This is a genomic window from Streptomyces sp. NPDC047974 (assembly GCF_040653375.1).
In the GTDB taxonomy this organism is placed as follows: domain Bacteria; phylum Actinomycetota; class Actinomycetes; order Streptomycetales; family Streptomycetaceae; genus Streptomyces.
Genome location: NZ_JBEZNU010000005.1, coordinates 303,735 through 323,991 on the forward strand (window position 1 = coordinate 303,735; position 20,257 = coordinate 323,991).

16 protein-coding genes and 1 pseudogene are annotated in these 20,257 nt (G+C 71.6%); 10 read left to right on the forward strand and 7 right to left on the reverse strand.

The window, feature by feature from the left end; genetic code table 11:
- Positions 1-48: 48 nt before the first annotated feature.
- The 4 genes from AB0E19_RS10720 to AB0E19_RS10735 are packed head-to-tail and all read right to left on the reverse strand — an operon-like array spanning position 49 to position 4,032.
- Positions 49-1,137, reverse strand: a complete 1,089-nt coding sequence (locus tag AB0E19_RS10720) for an ABC transporter ATP-binding protein (protein WP_362176491.1) — start codon at positions 1,135-1,137, stop codon at positions 49-51.
- Complete coding sequence (locus AB0E19_RS10725; protein ID WP_362176494.1) at positions 1,134-1,985, reverse strand: ABC transporter permease subunit; 852 nt, start codon at positions 1,983-1,985, stop codon at positions 1,134-1,136. The genes AB0E19_RS10720 and AB0E19_RS10725 overlap by 4 nt, the downstream gene beginning before the upstream one ends.
- A complete protein-coding gene (locus tag AB0E19_RS10730) occupies positions 1,973-2,872 on the reverse strand; it encodes an ABC transporter permease subunit (protein WP_362176497.1) in 900 nt (299 codons plus the stop codon). Before AB0E19_RS10730 ends, AB0E19_RS10725 begins: the two co-directional genes overlap by 13 nt.
- A complete protein-coding gene (locus AB0E19_RS10735; RefSeq protein WP_362176500.1) occupies positions 2,869-4,032 on the reverse strand; it encodes an extracellular solute-binding protein in 1,164 nt (387 codons plus the stop codon). Before AB0E19_RS10735 ends, AB0E19_RS10730 begins: the two co-directional genes overlap by 4 nt.
- A gap of 225 nt (positions 4,033-4,257) precedes the next feature.
- Between AB0E19_RS10735 and AB0E19_RS10740 the strand changes: the two genes are divergently transcribed.
- Together AB0E19_RS10740 and AB0E19_RS10745 are read left to right on the forward strand one after the other, a co-directional pair.
- The gene (locus tag AB0E19_RS10740) at positions 4,258-4,998 is read left to right on the forward strand and encodes a GntR family transcriptional regulator (RefSeq protein WP_362176503.1); all 741 of its coding nucleotides are present in this window, start codon (positions 4,258-4,260) and stop codon (positions 4,996-4,998) included.
- A 194-nt stretch (positions 4,999-5,192) separates the two neighbouring features.
- On the forward strand, positions 5,193-6,038 hold the full coding sequence (locus AB0E19_RS10745; RefSeq protein ID WP_362176506.1) for a DUF4157 domain-containing protein: 846 nt from the start codon (positions 5,193-5,195) through the stop codon (positions 6,036-6,038).
- An 18-nt stretch (positions 6,039-6,056) separates the two neighbouring features.
- Here AB0E19_RS10745 and AB0E19_RS10750 read toward each other — a convergent pair whose 3' ends face one another.
- Entirely contained in the window at positions 6,057-7,400 is a 1,344-nt protein-coding gene (locus tag AB0E19_RS10750; RefSeq protein ID WP_362176508.1) for a hypothetical protein, read from the reverse strand.
- A 225-nt stretch (positions 7,401-7,625) separates the two neighbouring features.
- Between AB0E19_RS10750 and AB0E19_RS10755 the strand changes: the two genes are divergently transcribed.
- From AB0E19_RS10755 to AB0E19_RS10770, 4 genes and pseudogenes are all read left to right on the forward strand, one after another.
- Positions 7,626-8,255, forward strand: a complete 630-nt coding sequence (locus AB0E19_RS10755; protein WP_362176511.1) for a response regulator transcription factor — start codon at positions 7,626-7,628, stop codon at positions 8,253-8,255.
- Between the two features lie 135 nt (positions 8,256-8,390).
- The gene (locus tag AB0E19_RS10760) at positions 8,391-10,463 is read left to right on the forward strand and encodes an HYR domain-containing protein (RefSeq protein WP_362176514.1); all 2,073 of its coding nucleotides are present in this window, start codon (positions 8,391-8,393) and stop codon (positions 10,461-10,463) included.
- A gap of 7 nt (positions 10,464-10,470) precedes the next feature.
- Positions 10,471-11,013 (forward strand): annotated as a pseudogene (locus AB0E19_RS10765) (DUF4255 domain-containing protein); the annotation flags it as partial.
- A 71-nt stretch (positions 11,014-11,084) separates the two neighbouring features.
- Positions 11,085-13,049 (forward strand): ATP-binding protein, encoded by a 1,965-nt coding sequence (locus AB0E19_RS10770; protein WP_362176614.1) that lies wholly within the window; start codon positions 11,085-11,087, stop codon positions 13,047-13,049.
- A 130-nt stretch (positions 13,050-13,179) separates the two neighbouring features.
- Here AB0E19_RS10770 and AB0E19_RS10775 read toward each other — a convergent pair whose 3' ends face one another.
- The gene (locus AB0E19_RS10775; RefSeq protein WP_362176517.1) at positions 13,180-13,827 is read right to left on the reverse strand and encodes a hypothetical protein; all 648 of its coding nucleotides are present in this window, start codon (positions 13,825-13,827) and stop codon (positions 13,180-13,182) included.
- A 21-nt stretch (positions 13,828-13,848) separates the two neighbouring features.
- Entirely contained in the window at positions 13,849-17,385 is a 3,537-nt protein-coding gene (locus tag AB0E19_RS10780; protein ID WP_362176520.1) for a hypothetical protein, read from the reverse strand.
- Between the two features lie 242 nt (positions 17,386-17,627).
- Between AB0E19_RS10780 and AB0E19_RS10785 the strand changes: the two genes are divergently transcribed.
- From AB0E19_RS10785 to AB0E19_RS10800, 4 genes are read left to right on the forward strand one after another with little or no spacing between them, the layout of a single operon-like run.
- Positions 17,628-19,175 (forward strand): phage tail sheath subtilisin-like domain-containing protein, encoded by a 1,548-nt coding sequence (locus tag AB0E19_RS10785; protein WP_362176523.1) that lies wholly within the window; start codon positions 17,628-17,630, stop codon positions 19,173-19,175.
- Positions 19,176-19,185: 10 nt separating this feature from the next.
- Entirely contained in the window at positions 19,186-19,629 is a 444-nt protein-coding gene (locus AB0E19_RS10790; RefSeq protein ID WP_360599502.1) for a phage tail protein, read from the forward strand.
- On the forward strand, positions 19,629-20,096 hold the full coding sequence (locus tag AB0E19_RS10795; protein WP_362176527.1) for a hypothetical protein: 468 nt from the start codon (positions 19,629-19,631) through the stop codon (positions 20,094-20,096). Before AB0E19_RS10790 ends, AB0E19_RS10795 begins: the two co-directional genes overlap by 1 nt.
- Positions 20,093-20,239, forward strand: coding sequence for a DUF6760 family protein (locus AB0E19_RS10800; protein WP_362176618.1), 147 nt, complete (start codon positions 20,093-20,095; stop codon positions 20,237-20,239). Before AB0E19_RS10795 ends, AB0E19_RS10800 begins: the two co-directional genes overlap by 4 nt.
- The last annotated feature ends 18 nt before the right edge of the window (positions 20,240-20,257 follow it).

The following is a 20,257-nucleotide window of genomic DNA, read 5'->3' on the forward strand; positions in this document are numbered from 1 at the left end:
GCTTTCTGTGGCTGGTGGTACGGGTCGGGCGGGCCGCGGTGGTCAGGGTCAGGCGCCGGCGCGGGCCGCGACGAGGACCGGGCGTTCGCGCGGGGTCACCGTCACGGCGTCGCCGGCCGAGAGCGCGGCGGCCTCGTGCGTGGGCAGGTCCGCCTTGACCTCGGTGGCGTCGGCGAGCCGCACGGTGAGCCGGGTGGTGGCCCCGAGGAAGGCCGTCGCGACGACCCGCGCCGAGCACGCGCCGTCCGTGGTGACCCGCAGGTCCTCGGGGCGGACGAGCACGTCGACCTCGCGGGCCGCGGGGGCCTCGCCGTCGACGGGCAGCCGGCTGCCGAGCACCTCGACGGTGCTGCCGTCGAGGTGCCCGGGGATCCGGCTCATGGTGCCGACGAACTCGGCGACGAAGGCGGTCGCCGGGCGGCCGTACAGCTCGGCGGGCGGGGCGCACTGTTCGAGGCGGCCGGCGCGCATCACCGCGACCCGGTCGGCCATGGACAGCGCCTCCTCCTGATCGTGTGTCACGAAGATTGTGGTGATGCCGAGTTCGCGCTGGATGCGGCGGATCTCGTCGCGCAGGGTGAGGCGGACCTTGGCGTCGAGCGCCGACAGCGGTTCGTCGAGGAGGAGGACGCGGGGGCGGAGCGCGAGGGCGCGGGCGAGGGCGACGCGCTGCTGCTGGCCGCCGGACAGCTGGTGGGGGTAGCTGCCGCCCTTGTCGCCGAGGCCGACGAGTTCGAGGAGTTCCCGCGCCTGCCTGCGGCGGTCCGCCTTGCCGGTCTTGCGCATGCGGGGGCCGAAGGCGACGTTGTCGACGCAGTCGAGGTGGGGGAAGAGGCTGTACGACTGGAAGACCATGCCCGCGTCGCGGCGGTGGGCCGGTACGCGGGTGATGTCGCGGCCGTCGACGAGCACCGCGCCGGAGTCGGGGGTCTCGAAGCCGGCGAGCATGCGCAGGGCGGTCGTCTTGCCGCAGCCTGAGGGGCCGAGGAGCGCCAGGAGTTCGCCGGGGGCGACGGTCAGGTCGAGCCCGTCGAGGGCGGTGGTGCTCCCGAACCGCCTGCGCAGGGAGCGGAATTCGACGGTCGCGGCCTCGGTGGCGGCGGCGCGGTCGGTGGCGGCGGTGAGGGTCGCGGTCATGGTGTTCCCTTGGCGGTGCGGGTCCGGGTGCGGCGGGTGCCGGGTGGACGGCCGCCCGCCCCGGCGAGGGCGAGGAGCAGCACCCAGGTGACGAGGAGGCTGAGGACGGAGACGGCCACGGACATCTGGGCCTGGGAGCCGGAGATGTTGACGATCCAGACGGCGAAGGGCCGGAAGCCGAGCAGCTGGGCGACGGTGTACTCGCCGAGGACCAGGGCCAGGGTGAGGAAGGCCGCGTTCATCAGCGCGCCGCGCAGGTTCGGCAGCACGGCCGTGACCAGGGCGCGCGCGGGTCCGGCGCCGCAGCTGCGGGCGGCCTCGACGAGGGTGCGGACGTCGACGGCCCGCAGGCCCGCGTCGAGGGCCCGGTAGGTGAAGGGCAGTGCCATCACGACGTACGCGAGGACCAGGACGAGGGGGAAGTCCGGGTTCTGCAGGGCCACGAAGGTCTGGAACAGGGGGGTGCGGGACAGGTGCTCGGGGCCCCACTTCAGGACGGTCCCGATGCCGGCGACGAAGGCGATGGGCGGGACGACCAGGGGCAGGGAGCAGACCGCCTCGACGAGCGGGCGCAGCCGGGGCGCGCCGAGCCGCAGGGCCACCATGGCGGGGACGACGAGCAGGAGGACGACGGCGATGGTGACGGCGGCGAGCCCGAGCGAGAGGAGCAGGCTGGTGAGGAAGCCCTCGGTGCCGATGATCTTCGTGTAGGCGTCGAGGGTGAGGCCGTGTTCCGGCACGTCGACGGTGAAGATCACGGAGGCGGCGAGCGGCACCAGGAAGTAGAGCCCGGCGAGGCCGAGGACCAGGGGGCGCCAGGCGGCGGTGGGGCGGTTCAGGTGAGCCATCGCGAGCTCCGGCGTTGCAGGGGCAGGTAGACGGCCATGACGAGTCCGGCGACGACGACCATGTCGAGGCTGAGGGCGAGGGCGACGTTCTCCTGGCCGACGAGGACGTTTCCGGAGAGGGCGTCGGAGATCTGGAGGGTGACGAGCGGGACGGCGCTGCCGACCATCGCGGCGGCGGTGGCGTACGCGGCGAAGGCGCTGCCGAAGAGCAGCACGAACCCGCCGAGGAGGCTCGGGGTCAGGACGGGCAGGGCGACGTGCCGCCAGTACTGGAGGGTGGTGGCGCCGTTGTTGCGGGCCGCCTCGCGCCACTGGGTGCGCAGGCCGTCGAGGGCCGGGGTGATGGTGAGGACCATGAGCGGGACGAGGAAGTACAGGTAGACGAGGACCAGGCCCCAGAAGCTGTACAGGCTCCAGCCCTTCTCGGTGAGCCCCCACTGCCGGGTGAGGACGCCGGAGTTGCCGAGGGTGGCGACGAAGGCGAAGGCGAGCGGGACGCCGCCGAAGTTGGCGAGGACGCCGGAGGCGGTCAGCACGGCCTCGCGCAGCGCGCGGGACCGGGAGGTGACGACGGCCTGCGCGAGCGGCAGTCCGAGGACGGCGGCGAGGACGGCGGCGGTCGCGGAGAGCTCGACGCTGCCGAGGAGGGCGGTGAGGTAGGCGCCCTGGAGGGAGGCGGTCAGGTTCCCGGTGCCGTACGCGCTCGCGCCGGTGGCCGGGTCGTCGACGGTGAGGGCACCGCCGAGCATGGCGACGGCGGGGACGCCGAAGGCGATCGCGGTGAAGGCGAGCAGGGGGACGGCGGCGAGCCAGGCGGGGGCGCGGCGGCCGCGCCGCCGGGCAGGGGTCTGCCCGGCGGCGACGGCGACGGTGGCGGTGGCCGTCATCCGGCGACGGCCTTGCCCCAGCCCTCGGCGAGGACCGTCTTGGCCTTGGCCTGCTGGGCCTCGGCCGGGAAGGCCGGGACGCCGGAGACGGCGGGCAGCTTCAGGGCGGCGGCCTGGTCGAGGGTGCCGGCCTTGTCCATGGCGGGCATCAGGACGGGGCGGGCGAAGCCCTTGAGCCAGAGGTTCTGGGCCTCGGCGCTGTAGAGGTACTCCTGCCACAGGCGGGCGGCCGCGGGGTGCGGGGCGTCCTTGTTGATCGCCTGCGAGTAGTACTGGGCGTAGCGGCCGTCGGTGGGGACGGCGACCTTCCAGTCGAGGCCCTTGGAGGTGAACTCCTGGGCGTAGCCGGCGTTCAGGTAGTCCCAGTCGATGCTGATGGGCGTCTCGCCCTTCTCGACGGTGGCCGGGGTGGACTCGACGGGCGTGAAGTTGCCGTTCTTCTTCAGCTGGGCGAAGAAGTCGATGCCCGGCTGGATGTCGTCGAAGGAGCCGCCCTGGGCGAGGGAGGCGGCGAAGACGCCGGCGAAGGCGGAGCCGGACTTGGTGGGGTTGCCGTTGAGGGCGACCTGGCCCTTGTACTCGGGCTTGAGGAGGTCCTTGAAGGTGGTGGGGCAGTTCTTGACGCGCTTGGCGTCGCAGCCGATGGAGACGTAGCCGCCGTAGTCGTTGTACCAGCGGCCCTCCGGGTCCTTCTGGCCCTCGGGGATGTCGCTCCAGGCGGTCACCTTGTACGGGGCGAGCAGGCCCTGCTGGGCGGCGCTGAGGGCGAAGGAGCTGCCCAGGTCGAGGACGTCGGGGGCGCGGTCCTGGCCCTTGCGGGAGGTGACGGCGTTGATCTCGTCCTGGCTGGAGGCGTCCGGGTTCTCCACCTCGACCTTGATGCCGTACTTCTGCTGGAAGCCGTCGATGAGGGCGCCGTAGTTGGCCCAGTCGCGGGGCAGCGCGATGGCGTGGAGCGTGCCTTCCTTCTTGGCCGCGGCGACGAGCGCGTCCATGCCGCCGAAGTCGGCGGCGGAGGTGGCGGAGGCGGCGTTCTTGCCGTCGGCGGTGGTGCCGGCGGGCTCGGGGGCGGCGCCGCAGGCGGTGAGCGCGAGGGCGGCGACGAGGGCGAGGGAACCGCCGAGGACGGCGTTTCTCGGAAGGTGCGCGGGGACGGGCACGGCATCTCCATGGAGGGTCGAGGGTTCAACTTGTCTGAACAAGTCGGCCTCAGTACGCCCGGTGTCGGTGACGCGAAGGTGAACGACACGGGAATGGATTCCCGCGATTCCCTGCACATTGGCGTCGCTTTCCAGCCACTGACACGTTCAACTAGGCTGATGCTCCTGTGCACACGGGCTTCCCTGCCCACACGGCACACGGCACACGGAGAAGGGGGAGCAGCGATGAGCGCGCGCCACGAGCAGATCGCCGCGGAGCTGCGGCAGGCGATCCGGCGCGAGGAGTACCCGGTCGGGTCCCGGCTCCCCGCCGAGACCGACCTCGCCGCCCAGTACGGCGTCTCGCGCGGAACCGTCCGCCAGGCCGTCGCCGCGCTGACCTCCGAGGGGCTGATCGGCTCCCGGCAGGGCGCCCGGCGGGTGGTCCTGGCCGGCCGCCGCAGCCAGAGCTTCGCCGAGCTGCGCAGCTTCGCCCAGTGGGCGCAGTCGATGGGCCGCGAGGCCACCGGACGGGTCGTCGCGCAGGAGTACCGCCCGGCCACCCCGGAGGACGCCGCCCGGCTCCACCTCGCCGAGGGCGTCCCGCTGCTCAACGTGCTGCGCCTGCGCGGCCTCGACGGCGAGCCGGTCCTCGTGGAACGCACCGTCTACGCCGACTGGATCTCCCCCGCGGTCGAACTCCTCGACCCCGACTGCGCGTCGGTCACCCAGCGCCTCTACGACGAGACGGGCCTGGTCTTCGCCCACGGCGAGCACGTCATCGACGCGGTCTCCGCCGGCGCCCGGGACGCCGCGCTCCTCACCGTCCGCCGCACCAGCCCGCTGCTGCGCGTCCGCCGCGTCACGACCACCCACGACGGCCGGCCGGTGGAGTGGTCCGACGACCGCTACCGCCCGGACGCCGTCAGCTTCTCCGTCCACAACGCGATCGGCCACAACCCGCTGGTCCGCACGACGGCCGGGTGACGGCCCCGCGGGCGCACCCCACCCGGGCGATGTCCGCGGACGCGTCGGGGCACTGCGCGAAGGGGCAGCGGTTCGTGCCCCCGGCGGCCGGGGACCGGCCTGGACGGGGCACGGGAGGGTGGGGAGGCTGGGGGTCCGGGGCCGGGCCGCGGCCCCGGGAGGGACGTCTTCGGGGACCGTTCGGGGAGCTGCCGATGAGTGCGTACGAGCACGAGCACGACCAGGAGCACGGACACGACCACCGCCAGGAGCACGGCCCCGGGCACGCCGGGGACGAGCGGCTCCGGGACGACCGGGCGCAGGACGGCGGCCCCGGTGCGGCGCGGCTCTTCGAGGCCGCCGCGGCGGGGCGCACCGACGTCGTGGGGGCGTCCGGGCTCGGCGCGCTCCAGCGGGCCGTGGGCAACGGGGCCGTCGGGGCGATGGTCCAGCGCCGCCGGGGCGCGGAGCCGGAGGGCGGGGCCGCGGCGGAGGAGGGCGCGCGCTCGCCCGTGCACGACGTGCTGGCCTCGGGCGGCGGGCAGCCGCTCGACGCCGCGACCCGCGGCGACATGGAGGCCCGGATGGGCGCCGACTTCTCCGACGTACGCATCCACACCGACGCCGCCGCGGACGCCTCCGCGAAGGGCATCGGCGCGCACGCGTACACGGTCGGGAACGACGTCGTGTTCCAGCGCGAGGCGTACGACCCGGCCTCGCCGCAGGGGCGGACGACACTGGCGCACGAGCTGACCCATGTGATCCAGCAGCGCAGCGGGCCGGTGGAGGGCACCGAGGCGCCGGGCGGGATCCGGGTGAGCGACCCCTCCGACCGCTTCGAGCGGGAGGCCGTGGCGAACGCGGAGCGGGTGCTGGCGGAACCGGCCGCCGCCCCCGCCCCCGCGGCTCCCGCCGCAGCCGCCCCCGTCTCCGCCGCGCCCGCCGTGCAGCGGGCCGCGACGGAGGACGAGGACGAGCAACCGGCCGACGTGCAGGGCTCGTTCGTGCAGCGGGCGGCGGAGGCGGGCGCCGAGGAGGAAGAGGCCCCGCCGGCGGCGTGAGCGGGGTCAGGGCGTGGCCTACTGCAGGGTGCCGCCGAGGAAGAGGGACTCGGCGCACCGGCTGGGCGCGGGGGCGTTGACCGGTCGGCCGACCTTGCGGCAGTCGACGGTCATCGTCACCTCGCCGCCGGCGGGCACCATGATCGGGGTGACGAAGTGGTAGTCGGAGTCGCGGAAGTTCTCCAGGGCCAGGGTCAGGACGCGGGCCCCCCGGTCGACCGTGACGACGACGGTGCCGGCGTCGCCCTGCGGGTTCTGGACCACGATGTCGGTGAGCCGGAAGGTCTTCCCGGTCGGCACGGTCAGCGCCGTACCGCTCCTGGATCCGCCGCCCACACCGTCTCTGACCTGTACCTGGGCGCTGGTCGGCACGGGCGCGGGCAGCGGCTTGGCGGTGGCCTTCGCGCTCGGCTTGGCGCTCGGCTTGGCGCTCGCCGTCGGGGTGGGGGTGGGTGTCGGGGTCGGGGCGAGGGGCGGCGCGGTCGTGGCGCCGCCTCCGGAGCCGCCGCCCGTCTGGCCGTCCGTCTGCCCGCCGCCCTGGTCGGGTCCGGAGGTCGCGGAGGCGATGACCTCGGGCGTGATCGCCTCGCGGGCCGCCGACTTCACGGCGGGCCGGAGCATCCCGTACCAGAATCCGGTGAGGATCAGGGCGAGGACGCAGGCGAGGACGAGGGCGCGCGGCAGCCAGCGCGGCAGGATCGCTTCCTGCTGGTAGGAGCCGTCGAGCACGACCGGAGCGGCCGGTTCCTCGCCGTCGGGCGCGGGCGGCGCGACGACGGCCTGGAAGGTGTGGACGACCGGGGTGCCGCGCCACAGGCGCTTGGCGGGCTTGACGCGCAGTTCGGCGAAGGCGGCGCGGCCCGGTTCGACGGTCAGCTCGGGCCGGGTGAAGGTGATCCCGGCGCGTTCGGTGCCGGAGCGGGCGGAGAGCGCGACGGCGAGCGGGGCGTTGCCCCGGTTGTCGACCGCGATCTTGTGGCGGCCGCGCAGCACGCCGTGCGAGCCCCTGGGCACCAGTTCGGCGGTGACCTCGGTGAACGGCGCAACCGCCACCCGGCCTTCCGGGACGACGGGTTCGGTGTGGTCGCTGGTGGGGACCACGCGGATCCCGAAGGGCGTCTCGCCCGCCGGGACGGAGGGGTCCCGGGGCGGCCGGAAGGTGACGGAGACGGTCTCCGTGCTGCCGGGATAGAGCGAGAGGGTCGCCGGTTCCACCGTCGTCCAGGCGGCACAGGCTCCGGCCACCTCGAAGCGGTACTCCTCCACGGTGGTCCCGGAGTTGCGCACCTGAAGAGGGAGGCTCGTCTCTTCGCCCGGTACGGCGGTGACGTGCGATGCGTCGAGGCTTGCCGTAAGACTCATGGGCGCACCGTAGGTTCCGGTCTTCTCCACAGCATCGTCAGAGGAGGAACACTTTCGGGCAGATTCCGTGCCCGAATCAACGATTCAGTTTTCTTGACGGACTGTCAGGGCATCTCCCGTGCGCCGAACTACCAGTGGGACAAGGGTTGTTGATGTCTCATGACGGTATCCAGGGGGCCCGTGCGACACCGCGTGGGCCGCCGCTCGCCCGGGGGGAGCTTGACCATGGAACGGACGGCTGTGGCACTGCGCGCACAGGACCCGATCTCGCAGGCCGGGGTGACGAGTCAGTTACGCGCACGGCCCGAGATCAGCGTGACGGAATGGAGCGAGACCGCCGACCCGGCACCCGAGGTCGTGGTCCTGGTGGTGGACACGGTCGACGAGGACGTGCTGCGGCTGCTGCGGCACATCCGGCGCACCAGTACCTCGCGCCCGGTCCTGGTGACGACCGACATCGACGAACAGAAGCTGGTGAGCGCGGCGGAGTGCGGGGTCGCCGGGGTGATCCGCCGGGCGGAGGCGACCCCGGAGCACCTGGTGCACGTCATCGGCACGGTCGCGAAGGGCGCGGGCCATCTGCCGTCCGACCTGGTGGGACGGCTCCTGGAGGAGGTGGGCCGGCTCCAGGGCCAGGTCCTCGGCCCGCGCGGCCTGCACTTCACGGGCCTCGCGGCGCGCGAGGTGGACGTGCTGCGGCTGGTGGCGGAGGGGTACGACACCGCGGACATCGCGGCGAAGCTCTCGTACTCGGAGCGGACCATCAAGAACGTGCTGCACGCGGTCATCACCCGGCTGCAGCTGCGCAACCGCTCGCACGCGGTGGCGTACGCGATGCGGCAGGGGCTGATCTGAGGGGTTCTTCGGTGGGCGTCTGCCCCTAGGGGCAGAACTCCCTTCCCCTGGACGTGACTTACGGAGCCAGGACAGCGGCGGACCGGTGCGGCATCCTCGGGCCGTCGAGCGACGCGAGGCCGAGGGGGTTGTGCCGTGCGCTGGTTCCAGTCGTCCGGGCGTACGGAGCCGTCGGCGCCGCGCGGGCCCGCCCGCCGCCGGCCCGCCCGGGCCGCGCTCGCCCTGCTCCTGCTCGCGGCCGGAGCCGTACCCGCGTCGACCACGGCCTCCGCGGTGCCCGTCCCGGAGGAGCCGGTCACGCCGGCGAGCGTGACGCAGGCGCTGGACCCGGGTGCTTCGCTCCAGGTCGACAAGCGGGTCCGGACGCCCGCGGTGCCGCCGAGGCCGGAGGTGGTACTCCTCGTGGACGGGACGTACAGCATGTACGACGTCATCGGCGACGTCCGCGCGGGCCTCTCCAGCATCATCGACAAGGTGCGCTCCGGCCAGCCCGACGCCCGCTTCGCGGTGGCGACCTTCGGCGACCAGCAGGTCGACCCGGGCGCGGGCTTCAACGTCACCGCCGGACTCACCCAGGACGACGCCGCGCTGGAAAGGGGTGTCGGCGAGCTCGGCACCGACCTGGGCCGAGGCAGCATGGGACCGTCCGAGGACTGGATCAACGGCCTGTGGCAGATCGCGGACGGGGCCGGCGGCCGGACCGTCTTCCGGGAGAACTCCAGCCCCGTCATCGTCCTCGTCAGTGACGCCTCCAGCCACAACCCGAGCAACGGCCACACCATCGAGGAGACGATCTACGCCCTCCAGGACAAGAACGCCCGGGTCCTCGGCATCGACGTCGCCACGAATGTGGGCGACGGCCTGGACGGCACCGGCGACGCCGGGCAGCCGGGCCAGGTCGAGAACCCGCGCACCACCCCCGGCCAGGCCACCCGCATCATCGAGGCCACCGGCGGCCGGAAGCTCAGCGGCATCGACCCGGACCGGGTCGCCGAGGCGATCGTCGAGGGCCTCACCAATCTGCCCACCCGCGTCGGCCACCGCCTGAACGCCTGCGACCCCGGCCTCACCGTCGCCCTCGACCCGCCGACACGCGACGTCGTCAGCGGCGAGACCGCCGCCTTCGCCGAGACGATCACCGTCTCGCCCGACGCGCCCCAGGGCACGACCCTCACCTGCACGGTCGAGTTCCTCCTCGGAACGCAGGCACCGGACACCTCGGCGATCGAGGCGGCCGCCGCCGACCCGCAGTACGAACAACGCATCGCGATCACCGTCAACGACGTGACGGCACCCGTCATCACCGTGGACGACCGGATCGCCCGCGCGGGCGGCGACGAGGGCACCACCATCGACTACACGGCGACCGCCGTCGACGCCAACGACGGTCCTCTGACACCGAGTTGCACCCCTGCCTCGGGCTCCGTCTTCCCCGTGGGCACCACGACCGTGACCTGCACGGCCACCGACACCGCCGGCAACACCGGGACGGACACGGCCGCCTTCCGCGTCCTGCCGCCGCTCGCGCCGCCGCCGGACACGGACCCGCCGCGCCCCGTCCCACCGTCGGCGGACGTGGCCGTCTCCGCGTCCCTCTCCCCCACGCGCACGTACACGGGCCGGGAGGTCGTCGCCCGCTACACGCTCACCAACGCCGGCCCCGACGCCGCGGCGGGCGTCACCGTCGACGCGGCCTGGCCGTCCGGCGCGGGCCGCACCCTCTCCCGTACCGACCGCTGCACCACCGCCGCGCCCTGCTCCATCCCGCCCGGCGGCCGGGTCGTGGTCACCCAGACGGCCACCTACCAGGAGGCGCTGACGGGCACAGTACGGGCGACGGTCCGCGCCGTCTTCCCCGACCCCGAACCCCGGGACAACACGGCGACGGCGCCGCTGCGGGTGGTCCAGCCGCGCCTGGAGGTCACTCCGCGGGTGGTCAGGCCGGGCGAGCCGGTCACCGTCCGGGGCACGGACTTCCCGCCCGGCGAGCTGATCCGGCTCGTCTGGTCGGCGGGCCTGACCGCCGACACCGCCCCGCTGGTGACGGACCGCGACGGCCGCTTCGAGACCCAGGTCCTCGTGCTGCGCAAGGACCGCATCGGCCCGCGCCTCCTGCGCGCGGAGGCCGCACGCCTGGAACGCCTGGAGGAACCGGTCCTGGTCGTTCAACACGCGCTCCAGCCGCCGGACTTCGCGGGCCGGGGGTGAGATCGCCTTGATCCACGAGGTCGACGACATCCTGCGCGCCCTGATCCGGGCGGAGGTCCTGGAGGGCGGACAGGTGGCGGTGGTCTTCGACGCGCCCACGCGCGAGTGGGCGGCGAAGGTCAACGCACCGATGGTGAACCTCTACCTGTACGACATCCGCGAGGACATGCGCCGCCGCGAGCGCGGCCTGCACAACGAGTACGACGAGCGCGGCGTGGTCGTGGCCCGCCGCCGCCCGCCGCGCCACTTCAAGCTGTCGTACCTGATCACGGCCTGGACGAAACGGCCCGAGGACGAACACCGCCTCCTCTCCTCGCTCCTGTCCTGCCTGCTGAGGTACGAGGCCCTGCCGCCGGCGCGCCTCACGGGCACGCTCGCGGAGCTCGGCGCGGCCGTGCCGATGACGATCGCGCTGCCACCCCCGGAGGACCGGTCGTTCGCCGACGTCTGGAGCGCCCTCGGGGGCGAGCTGAAGCCCTCGCTCGACCTGGTGGTGAGCGTCCCGGTGACGGCTTCGCCGAGGTACGCGGCGGGTCCGCCGGTCGGCGACGCGGCCCTCGACGTCCGCCTCGGCGAAGGACCCACGACGTGACGGCCGAACTGCTGGCACGGGCCCGGGACATGGAGCTGCGGGTCCGGCGCGCGGTGGAGGCGCGGCGGGAGCTGGACCCTGATCCGGACGACGCGTTCCGGGGCCTGTACCTGACGGAGGAGGCGGTGGAGCGCCTCCTGCACGCGCCGCGGGCGTTCCCGCCCACGCCACGTCCGCTGCCACCGGCCCCTCCTTCCTCCCGACTGGGCTCCCTGGCAAGGGACTTCGGCCTGTCCGCCCTGGACGTGGACATCCTGCTGATCGCACTGCTCCCGGACCTGGACGACCGCTTCGAGTCCTTCTACGGCTACCTCAACGACGACGTGACGCGGCGCAGGCCCTCGGTTGGCCTGGCCCTCGGCCTGTGCGGCATGCCGCACGCGGCCCGGGAGGCGAGGGCGCGCCTGGCCGAACGGGCGCCGCTGCGCGACGGCGGCCTTCTGCTGGTCGAGGACCGGGACCGCCCCTTCCTGGGCCGGTCGCTGCGCGTCCCGGACCGGGTGACGGCCTACCTCCTGGGCGACGACACCCCGGACCCGCGCCTCGCGGACGTCCGGGCACCCTGGCAGGCCGTACGGGGCGTGGGCGACCCGGCACCGCTGGCCCGCTTCCTCGGGGAGCCGGCGGCGCTGGTGTACCTCCAGGAGGACCAGGGCGGCGCGGGTACGGCCCTGGCGGCCTCGGCGCTGGAGGCGGCGGGCCGGGGAGTCCTGGGCGTCGACCTCGCCCGCCTGGCGGAGGACCCGGCGCCGGCGGAGGCCGTCCGCTGCCTGCTCCGCGAGGCCCGCCTGACGAACGCGGGCCTGGTGTGCGCGCCGGTCGACGCGGTGGCCCGCGAGCGCCCCGGTCTCCTGCGCGCCCTGACGGACCTCCCGCTCCCGGTGACCCTGGTGGGCCGCCTGCCGTGGGACGCGGCCTGGTCGGCGTCCCCGCCGCTGCTGCTGAGGGCACCGCGGCCGAGCGCGGAGGCAAGGGCCGCCCTCTGGCGCGCGAGCGCGTCCGAGGACACCCCCCTCCCGGTGGAGGACCTCCTGGCCCCCTTCCTCCTCACCCCGGAGCAGACCGTGCGCGCGGCGAGGGCGGCCTCCCAGAAGGCCCGTCTGGAGGCGACCCCGGTCACCGCCGACCACGTCCGCCAGGGTGCCCGGGCCCAGAACGCGGCCGGCCTGGACCGCCTGGCCCGCCGCATCGAACCCACGGTCACCTGGCGGGACCTGGTCCTCCCCCCGGACACGGAGACCCAGCTGCGCGAACTCACCTCCCGGGCCCGCCACCGCGACCACGTCCTCGGCACCTGGTCGATGCGCCCGGGCGGCGGCCGGGGCAGGGGCGTGGCGGCCCTGTTCGCCGGCGACTCGGGAACGGGCAAGACGATGTCGGCGGAGGTGATCGCCGCGGATCTCGGCCTGGACCTCTACACGGTCGACCTGGCGACGGTGATCGACAAGTACGTCGGCGAGACGGAGAAGAACCTCGAACGCATCTTCACGGAGGCCGCGGGTGTCAACGGCGTCCTCCTCTTCGACGAGGCGGACGCCGTCTTCGGCAAACGCTCGGACGTGAAGGACGCCCACGACCGCTACGCGAACGTGGAGTCCGCGTACCTGCTCCAGCGGATGGAGTCCTTCGACGGCCTCGCCATCCTGGCCACCAACCTCCGCGCCAACCTCGACGACGCCTTCACCCGCCGCCTCGACCTGATCGTCGACTTCCCGGTCCCCGACGCCCCCCAACGCCTGCGGCTCTGGGACCGCACCCTCGGCCCCCACCTCCCCCGCGCCACCGACCTGGACCTCCCCTTCTGCGCGGACGCCTTCGAACTCTCGGGCGGCAACATCCGCTCGATCGCGGTCACGGCGGCGTACCTGGCGGCGGAGGCGGACGGACCGCTGACGATGCCGATGCTGATCCACGCGGTACAGCGGGAGTACCAGAAACTGGGGCGCCTGACCTTGGCTTCGGAGTTCGGGCGGTACGCGGAGCTGCTCACGTAGCGACCCGGACCCTCACACTCGCCCGTAACAGCATCGCCCGGCAACGACCGGCGACCGGGTACCGAGCTGGACCGCCGAGGCCGGCGAACCGACGACACCGCTCGATCCCGCCTCCGAGGTGTTCAGCTACTCAGTCCTGTTCCATGAGCGACATCGCCATCTCGGTATGTACGGCCATTGCCCTGCGGTGACAAGCAAGAGCAGTCTCGAGCACCATCGCTTCCTCTTGTGGAAAGGTCAGCCTCCCCAGAGAAATCCTCAGGTGCCCGACGTCAAACTTGGGGCGCCTGTAGACCACGACTTCATTTTCACACGACCATCCCAGCGAGTTCAGAAAATCGGTATCGGGCGACGGCCCATTGACTGCGATCACGACCGTTTCATGGGCGTTCCAATCCCATGGAGTGCGGTGGCTCCACCACGTCTCGTCGTATCCCCAGGCCGGTACGGAACCCATCGGCTCAACAGGCACCACGCCATTCCATTCATCCACGACGAAACGCACACGCCAGGCGGGCGACATCCAGTCCCCGAAGTCCTCAGCATCGATGTCATACGAATAGAAGGGTGTATTGAACGGACGGACCGACCATTCGAAAACCCGCCCCTCGGTAACGCCTAGCCGGTCGGCGAAGTGAGTGATAATACTCCTGTCACCCTCATCCAGGAGCACATCCGTAAGGGGTGATACGTCGAACTCACAGATCAATTGCGAGCCTTTCCGATGATAGCGGGGGTACCACAATACAAACTGGGCCATTCTGTCAACACTTGCCATAGCTTCCTCCTTGCAAGTCCATCAGTCATCTGGACCCCGGAAATTCGGCCCCACACGTACCGTGTAGCTCACCCCTCCCTTATCCCCGTTACACTCCCGACATATCGGGAGAAGGTTCGACGTCTCGTTGTACCACTGCTTCCTGGAGAACTGATCACTGTCGTTGCCAGGGCGGCCGCCGTTACCGTCCCCATCATTCCAGTGCATTGAAACTGGCCTTCGATGATCGATCTCCGGAGCGAAGTCAGAATTCGACTCATCCACAACGTGGCTTCCTTCTTTGCAGAGATACAGGTCCTCAAGGTTTCTCCCTTGCCGGCGATACGCCACGACAAGTGGATCGGTTCGGTAAGGACCGACCTTGACCGCCGCCTTCAGCGCGGCCATCTGCGCAGGTTTCCAGGTTTCCTTCACATGCTGATTGAAACCTCCGTAATAGCGACTACGTAGCTTTTCACCCCGATATTTCTGCTTGAGCTCGCCGTTCGCCACATCCCTGGACTCGTGCGCGGCGATTCTATGCAAGGGATAGAGGCCTTCGTACTCACGCCCGATCTCCGCAAGCCTGGCTTCCTGATGCTTTAGAAGCGCAAAAGCACGCCTAAAGTCGGGAAGGGTCCGCAAATCCCCCGGGTCAACGTCGATCAGCGCCTTCCTCACCTCAAGAAGAGCCGCAATCGCCGGCCGCAGGCGAACATCTTTCCGCGCCTCCCCGATTGACGCATCCGTCAAAATGAGAAGCTGTTCGCGCTTGTCCTTCACGTGGTACAGCTGGATGGTCTCGCCGTCGTCCGGATCTAGCTTGAACCTCCGTGAATTTCTCTTCGGGTTGATCCTTCCTTCGACGTGGGCAATGCTGGCGCCGCCCTGCGACGTGACGACGAGTCGAAGGTCGACGAGCGGGTGCTTGCCGCGGACCGCAGGCAGATCGGACTCGATCTCCTTCTGCGTCCCAGCCTTTGCCAGGACCTCTTCGGAGTCAGCCAGAGCAGCCCGAAGTTTGGCCAACTTGTCCCCCATCGAACCTGCCGCAGGCCTGGCATCCACTCCCTTCTCGCCAGGCCTGACGTGAGGGTTTCCGTTACCCTTCACCTTCTGCCAGAGGGCTTTGCCCTTCTTGGCGATGAAGTCGACGATCTTGTCGATGGCGCGGTTGACGGGCTTGGAGACCGCCTGGAAGACGGATTTGACCTTGTTGGCGAGGCCGCCGATGCCGAGGAGGGAGGCCAGGAAGCCGATGAGGAGGGGGATGCTGGCCGCCAGGGCGGTCTCGACCATTGTGGGGACGCCGGCCGCGCCGCCGTTGGCTATCTGTATGACCGCGTCCAGGACGGCGTTGACGAAGTCGGCTATCTGGGCGCCCTGGTTCACGATGAACGTGACGATGTCGATGATGCCCTTGACCGCGCGGACGAAGGCGGAGGCGGGGTTGAGGAGGGAGACGATCCAGGTGATGCCCGCGATGACGACCGTGGGGATCAGGTATTCCGTGAGTTTCGACAGGATCGTGGACTTCAGGTCGCCGGCTTCCGCCTGGATCTGCTCGACCGCGCCCGCCGGGCCTTCCTTGGCCAGGGACCGGGCGACCGGGACCGATGCCTCGACCGCCGTCATCGCTTCGTCGGGGACGCCCTTGCGGGTGATGCGGGTGCGGATGTTGTCCCAGGTGAGGCCCAGGAGGGAGGCGATGAGCTGGACGATGCCCTTGAGGTCGAACTTCTGGGGGAGGTCCAGGCCCGCTTTGACGGCCGTGCCCAGGAGCCAGGAGACCAGGCCCTTCTTCAGGTGCTCGCCGATGTTGGCGACGAAGAGGTTCAGGCCCGCGCCCACCGCCTTCACCAGGTTGCCCAGGAAACCGATCGGGTCCTTGATGATCTTCATGATCGCGGAGGCGGCCTTGGCCAGGATGCCCAGGAGCAGGTTCTTCAGCTCGTTGATGGTCTTGATGACGCCGACGATCGCGTCCTTCGCCTTGTCGATCAGGCCCTTGTTCGCCTCCTGGAGCTTCTTGATCTCCTCGTCCACCGCGTTCAGGGCGGCCGTGTACTTGTTGGCCAGGTCCTGGACCAGCTGCTCCGACTTCTCGTCGACCGTGGTCTCCAGGTCCTCGAACTTGCCCTCGAAGTCCTGCCGGGCCTCCTCGCCGAACGCCTTCAGGTCCGCGGGCAGTCGGTCGACCTCCGCCTTCAGCTCCGCTCTGCCCTGGGCGATCCGCGCCTTCGCGCGGCCCAGTTCCCCGCCGATCAGGTCCGCGACCCGGGAGATGACCGTGCGCATGCGGGCCACGTACAGCTTGCGCGACTCCTGGTAGAGGTCGTTCGCCTCCTTCGGCAGGCCGGCGAACTTGTCCTTCAGCCAACGGCCCTTGCCCATCAAGCCCGAGTAGCGCTTGTCCTTGTACTTCTTCATGCGGGCCTTGTGGTCGGCCGTGAAGGCGTCCCTCGCCGCCTTCTCCCCGGTCGTGAAGGCGGCGTCGACCTTCTGGTCCAGGCCCGTCAGGGTCGATTCGACGTCCTTCTTCGTCGCGTCGAAGACCTTCTGCAGCTTCCCGGTGACCTCCGCCCGCTTCTGCTCGTCCTTCGACTTCGTCTCGCCCTTGCCGCCGTCGACCGCCTTGCCCGCACCGTCCCGGGTGGCGGTCAGGGTGTTCATCGCCTGCGCGCCGGCCGCCGCCGCGCCCGCCTTCGCCGTCGCGAGCTCCCGGTCCTCGGCCGTGTGGGCCTTGCCCGGGGCCTTCGCCGAGTCCGTCTCGGCCGTCTTCTTCGCCGTCAGGGCCTCGTCGAACGCGGGCTCGTTGCCCTTCGCGAGCTGTTCCTCGGTGACCTCGGCGTCGGCCATCGCCTTGTCGTTCTCCGCCGGCCCCGGGGAGAAGTCCGTCACCGCCGGCGGCTGCTTCTCCGGGATCGCGTCGGACGAGGACGGGGCACCCGGATTGGCCGGCGGACGGTCGGGGGCGAGCGGGGTGACGGGCTTGTCCTTGGCCGCCGACGTGTCCGGCGGGGCCTTCGTCGCCGTCTCGATGTCCTTGGCCGAGGCGTCCTTGCCGTCGGTGACCTTGCCGTCGACCTCTTCCTTCACCTTGTCGGCCTTGCCGGACTTCGAGAACTTGTCCGCCTCGTCGAGGTTCTTCGGCGCCTGCGACTCGATCGCCTTGTCGACGGCGGCGATGAACGCCGCCTTGTCGAACTCCCCCGGCTTCGCCGCGTCCATCTTCTCCGCGTTGGCGGCCTTCCCCTGCGCCTCCTTGTCGTCGGGGGGCGCGACGGCCGCGTCCTGCGCCGACTTCGATTCGGCGGCCGCCGGGGCGTGGGCGGACATCGTCCGCTTCTTCGCCGCCACGTCCGCGCCGACCCTGCGGAAACCCGGGGCCGCGCCGGGCGGCGTCTTCACCGGAGCCGTGAACCGCTGCGCCACCAGCCGCGCCACCGCCGCGTTGCCGACCACACCCTGGAGACGCTGCACGCTGTGGGGGGAGAGAGCCGGGGACGGCGCCGGTACCGGGGCCGGGTCGACGGCCTGCGGGCGGGCGGGGGGCTTCTTCTCCGGGACCTCCCTCATCCGTCCCCTCCCGGTCGCCGTCGCCGTGCCCGCACGGCCAGGCTGCCCGCGGGCCCGGGGTCGTACCGAGGACAAAGAGGGACCCGTACGGCCCCGACCGCCTTGCACCTTCGGGCAGTTCACGGTGCCCAGGCGGGCGGCCGATCATCCGTTCCGGGTGATCGGCGCGGTGGTGAGAATGGCCCGGTTCAGCGGGAGCGGTTCCCCGGTCGAGGAGTGACGTAGAGGAGAGCGAGCGCCGTATGCCGTCGTATCTGTCACCGGGCGTCTACGTCGAAGAGGTCCAGTCCGGCTCCCGCCCGATCGAGGGAGTGGGCACCTCCGTCGCCGCCTTCGTCGGCTTCGCCCGCAAGGGGCCCTTCGACGAGCCGACGCTGATCACGAACTGGAGCCAGTTCGTGAGCCGCTTCGGCGACTTCGTCGAGGGTACGTACCTCGCCGCCTCGGTGTACGGCTTCTTCGCCAACGGCGGCGGCACCTGCTACGTCGTCCGCGTCGACGACGGCACCTCCGCCGCGCCCGGGACCACCGACGCGACCGGAGCCACGGGCCCCACGGGTCCCACCGCCCTCGGCGCGTACTCCGTCGTCGCACGGCCCGGCGTCACCGGCACGGTCACCGTCGAGGTCGCGGACGTCGAGGGCGACGATCCGCCGTCCGATGCGTTCCGGCTGATCGTCACGCGGAACGGCGAGACGGTCGAGACGTACCCCTCCGTCACCACCAAGCGCAGCAAGGAGAACGTCGCCACCCGCGTCAACGCCGCCTCCGCGCTCATCGAGATCACCGAGCCCGGCACCGGCGCCGCGCCCGTCCGCCCGGAGCCGCAGACCGTCACGCTCTCGCCGGCGCTGCCCGCGCCGGCCGGGAGCGGCGCGCCGTTCACCCCCGAGGTGTACGTCGGCGACGCCGACCGCCGCTCGGGCATCGGGGGCCTGGAGGCCGTCGAGGACGTCACCACCGTCGCCGTGCCGGACCTGATGAGCGCGTACCAGCGCCGGCTCATCGACCTCGACGGGGTCCTCGCCGTCCAGCAGGCGCTCATCACCCACTGCGAGCTGATGGGCGACCGGGTCGCCGTCCTCGACCCGCCGCCCGGCCTCAGCCCGCAGGAGGTCGCCGGCTGGCGCTCGGAGCGCGCCGGGTACGACTCCCGGTACGCGGCGCTGTACTACCCCTGGATCGACGTCGCCGACCCGTCGACCGGCCGGGTCTCCGCGATCCCGCCGAGCGGGCACGTCGCCGGCGTCTGGGCGCGCAACGACGACCAGCGCGGGGTGCACAAGGCGCCCGCCAACGAGGTCGTCCGCGGCGCCGTCGCCCTCCGGACCCAGCTCACCAAGGGCGAGCACGACCGGCTCAACCCGATCGGCGTCAACTGCATCCGCGCCTTCCCCGGCCGGGGCATCCGCATCTGGGGCGCGCGCACCCTCTCCTCCGACCCGGCCTGGCGCTACCTCAACGTGCGCCGCCTCTTCAACTACCTGGAGGAGTCGATCCTCGCGGGCACCCAGTGGGTGGTGTTCGAGCCGAACGACGACGCCCTGTGGGCCCGGATCCGCCGCACCGTCAGCGCGTTCCTGGTGAACGAGTGGCGCAAGGGGGCGCTGTTCGGGCTGACGCCCGAGGAGGCGTTCTACGTGAAGTGCGACCGCGAGACCAATCCTCCGGAGAGCGTCGACTCGGGCCACGTGGTCTGCGAGATCGGCGTCGCACCGGTCCGGCCGGCCGAGTTCGTGGTCTTCCGCCTGTCCCAGCTGACCAGCGGCACCGGTGCCGTCGACGAGTGAGGAGTCCCTCGTGCCCCTTCCCGATCTCGACAGTTCCGTCGGACACTCCTTCGGCCTGGAGTTCGACAGCGTCATCATCAGGCAGATCACCGAGGTCAGCGGCCTGAAGATGGAGCAGGACGTCATCGAGCTGAAGCAGAACACCGCGGACGGAAAGTACGCCATCAAGAAGCTGCCCGGCCGGCCCAAGGCGGGCGAGGTCACGGTCTCCCGCGGCCTCACCGAGGACGCGAGCTTCGAGCGGTGGATCAAGGACTCGCGGTTCGGCCGCATGAGCGACGCGCGCCGCAACGGCGCGATCATCGTCTACGACTACGAGGGCCTCCCCATCAAACGCTACAAGCTGATCAACGCCTGGCCGAAGTCCCTGGAGATCGGCGCGCTCAAGGCCGGCGACACCTCCGTCCTGACGGAGAAGCTCGTGATCACGTACGAGAGCATGGAAGTCGACTGATGCGGCGCACGACGGCGGCCGCGCCGGCCGCGTCCCCGGCGACCTCCCCGTCCACGTCCCCGTCCCCGTCCCCCGCCGGGCAGGACAGCGGGACGGGGCTGCGGACCGAGTTTCCGTTCCGGCTGCCCCGCGGGTACGTGGACGAGCACGGGACCGTCCACCGCGACGGCGTCATGCGGCTGGCGACCGCCCGCGACGAGCTGGTGCCGCTGCGGGACGACCGGGTCCGGGAGAACTCCGCGTACCTGTCCGTCGTCCTCATCTCCCGCGTCGTCACCCGGATCGGCACCGTCGACGACATCCACCCGGGGGTCGTCGAGGACCTCTTCGCCTCCGACCTCGCCTTCCTCCAGGACTTCTACCGGCGCGTCAACGCCGAGGGGCACACGCGGGCCGCCGTCACCTGCCCGTCGTGCCGGGAGGAGTTCGCGGTGGACCTCGCGGGTGGTGGCCGCCTGGGGGAATAGCGACGTACGCGGCCGACCGGCTGTACGAGGAGGTCGCGTACCTCGCCTACCACTTCCACTGGCCACTGGATCAGCTCCTCGACCTGGAGCACGCGGAACGTCAGAGGTTCGTCGCCCAGGCGGCCCGCCTCGGCGGGGGATGACGGAGATCACGGGGAGGG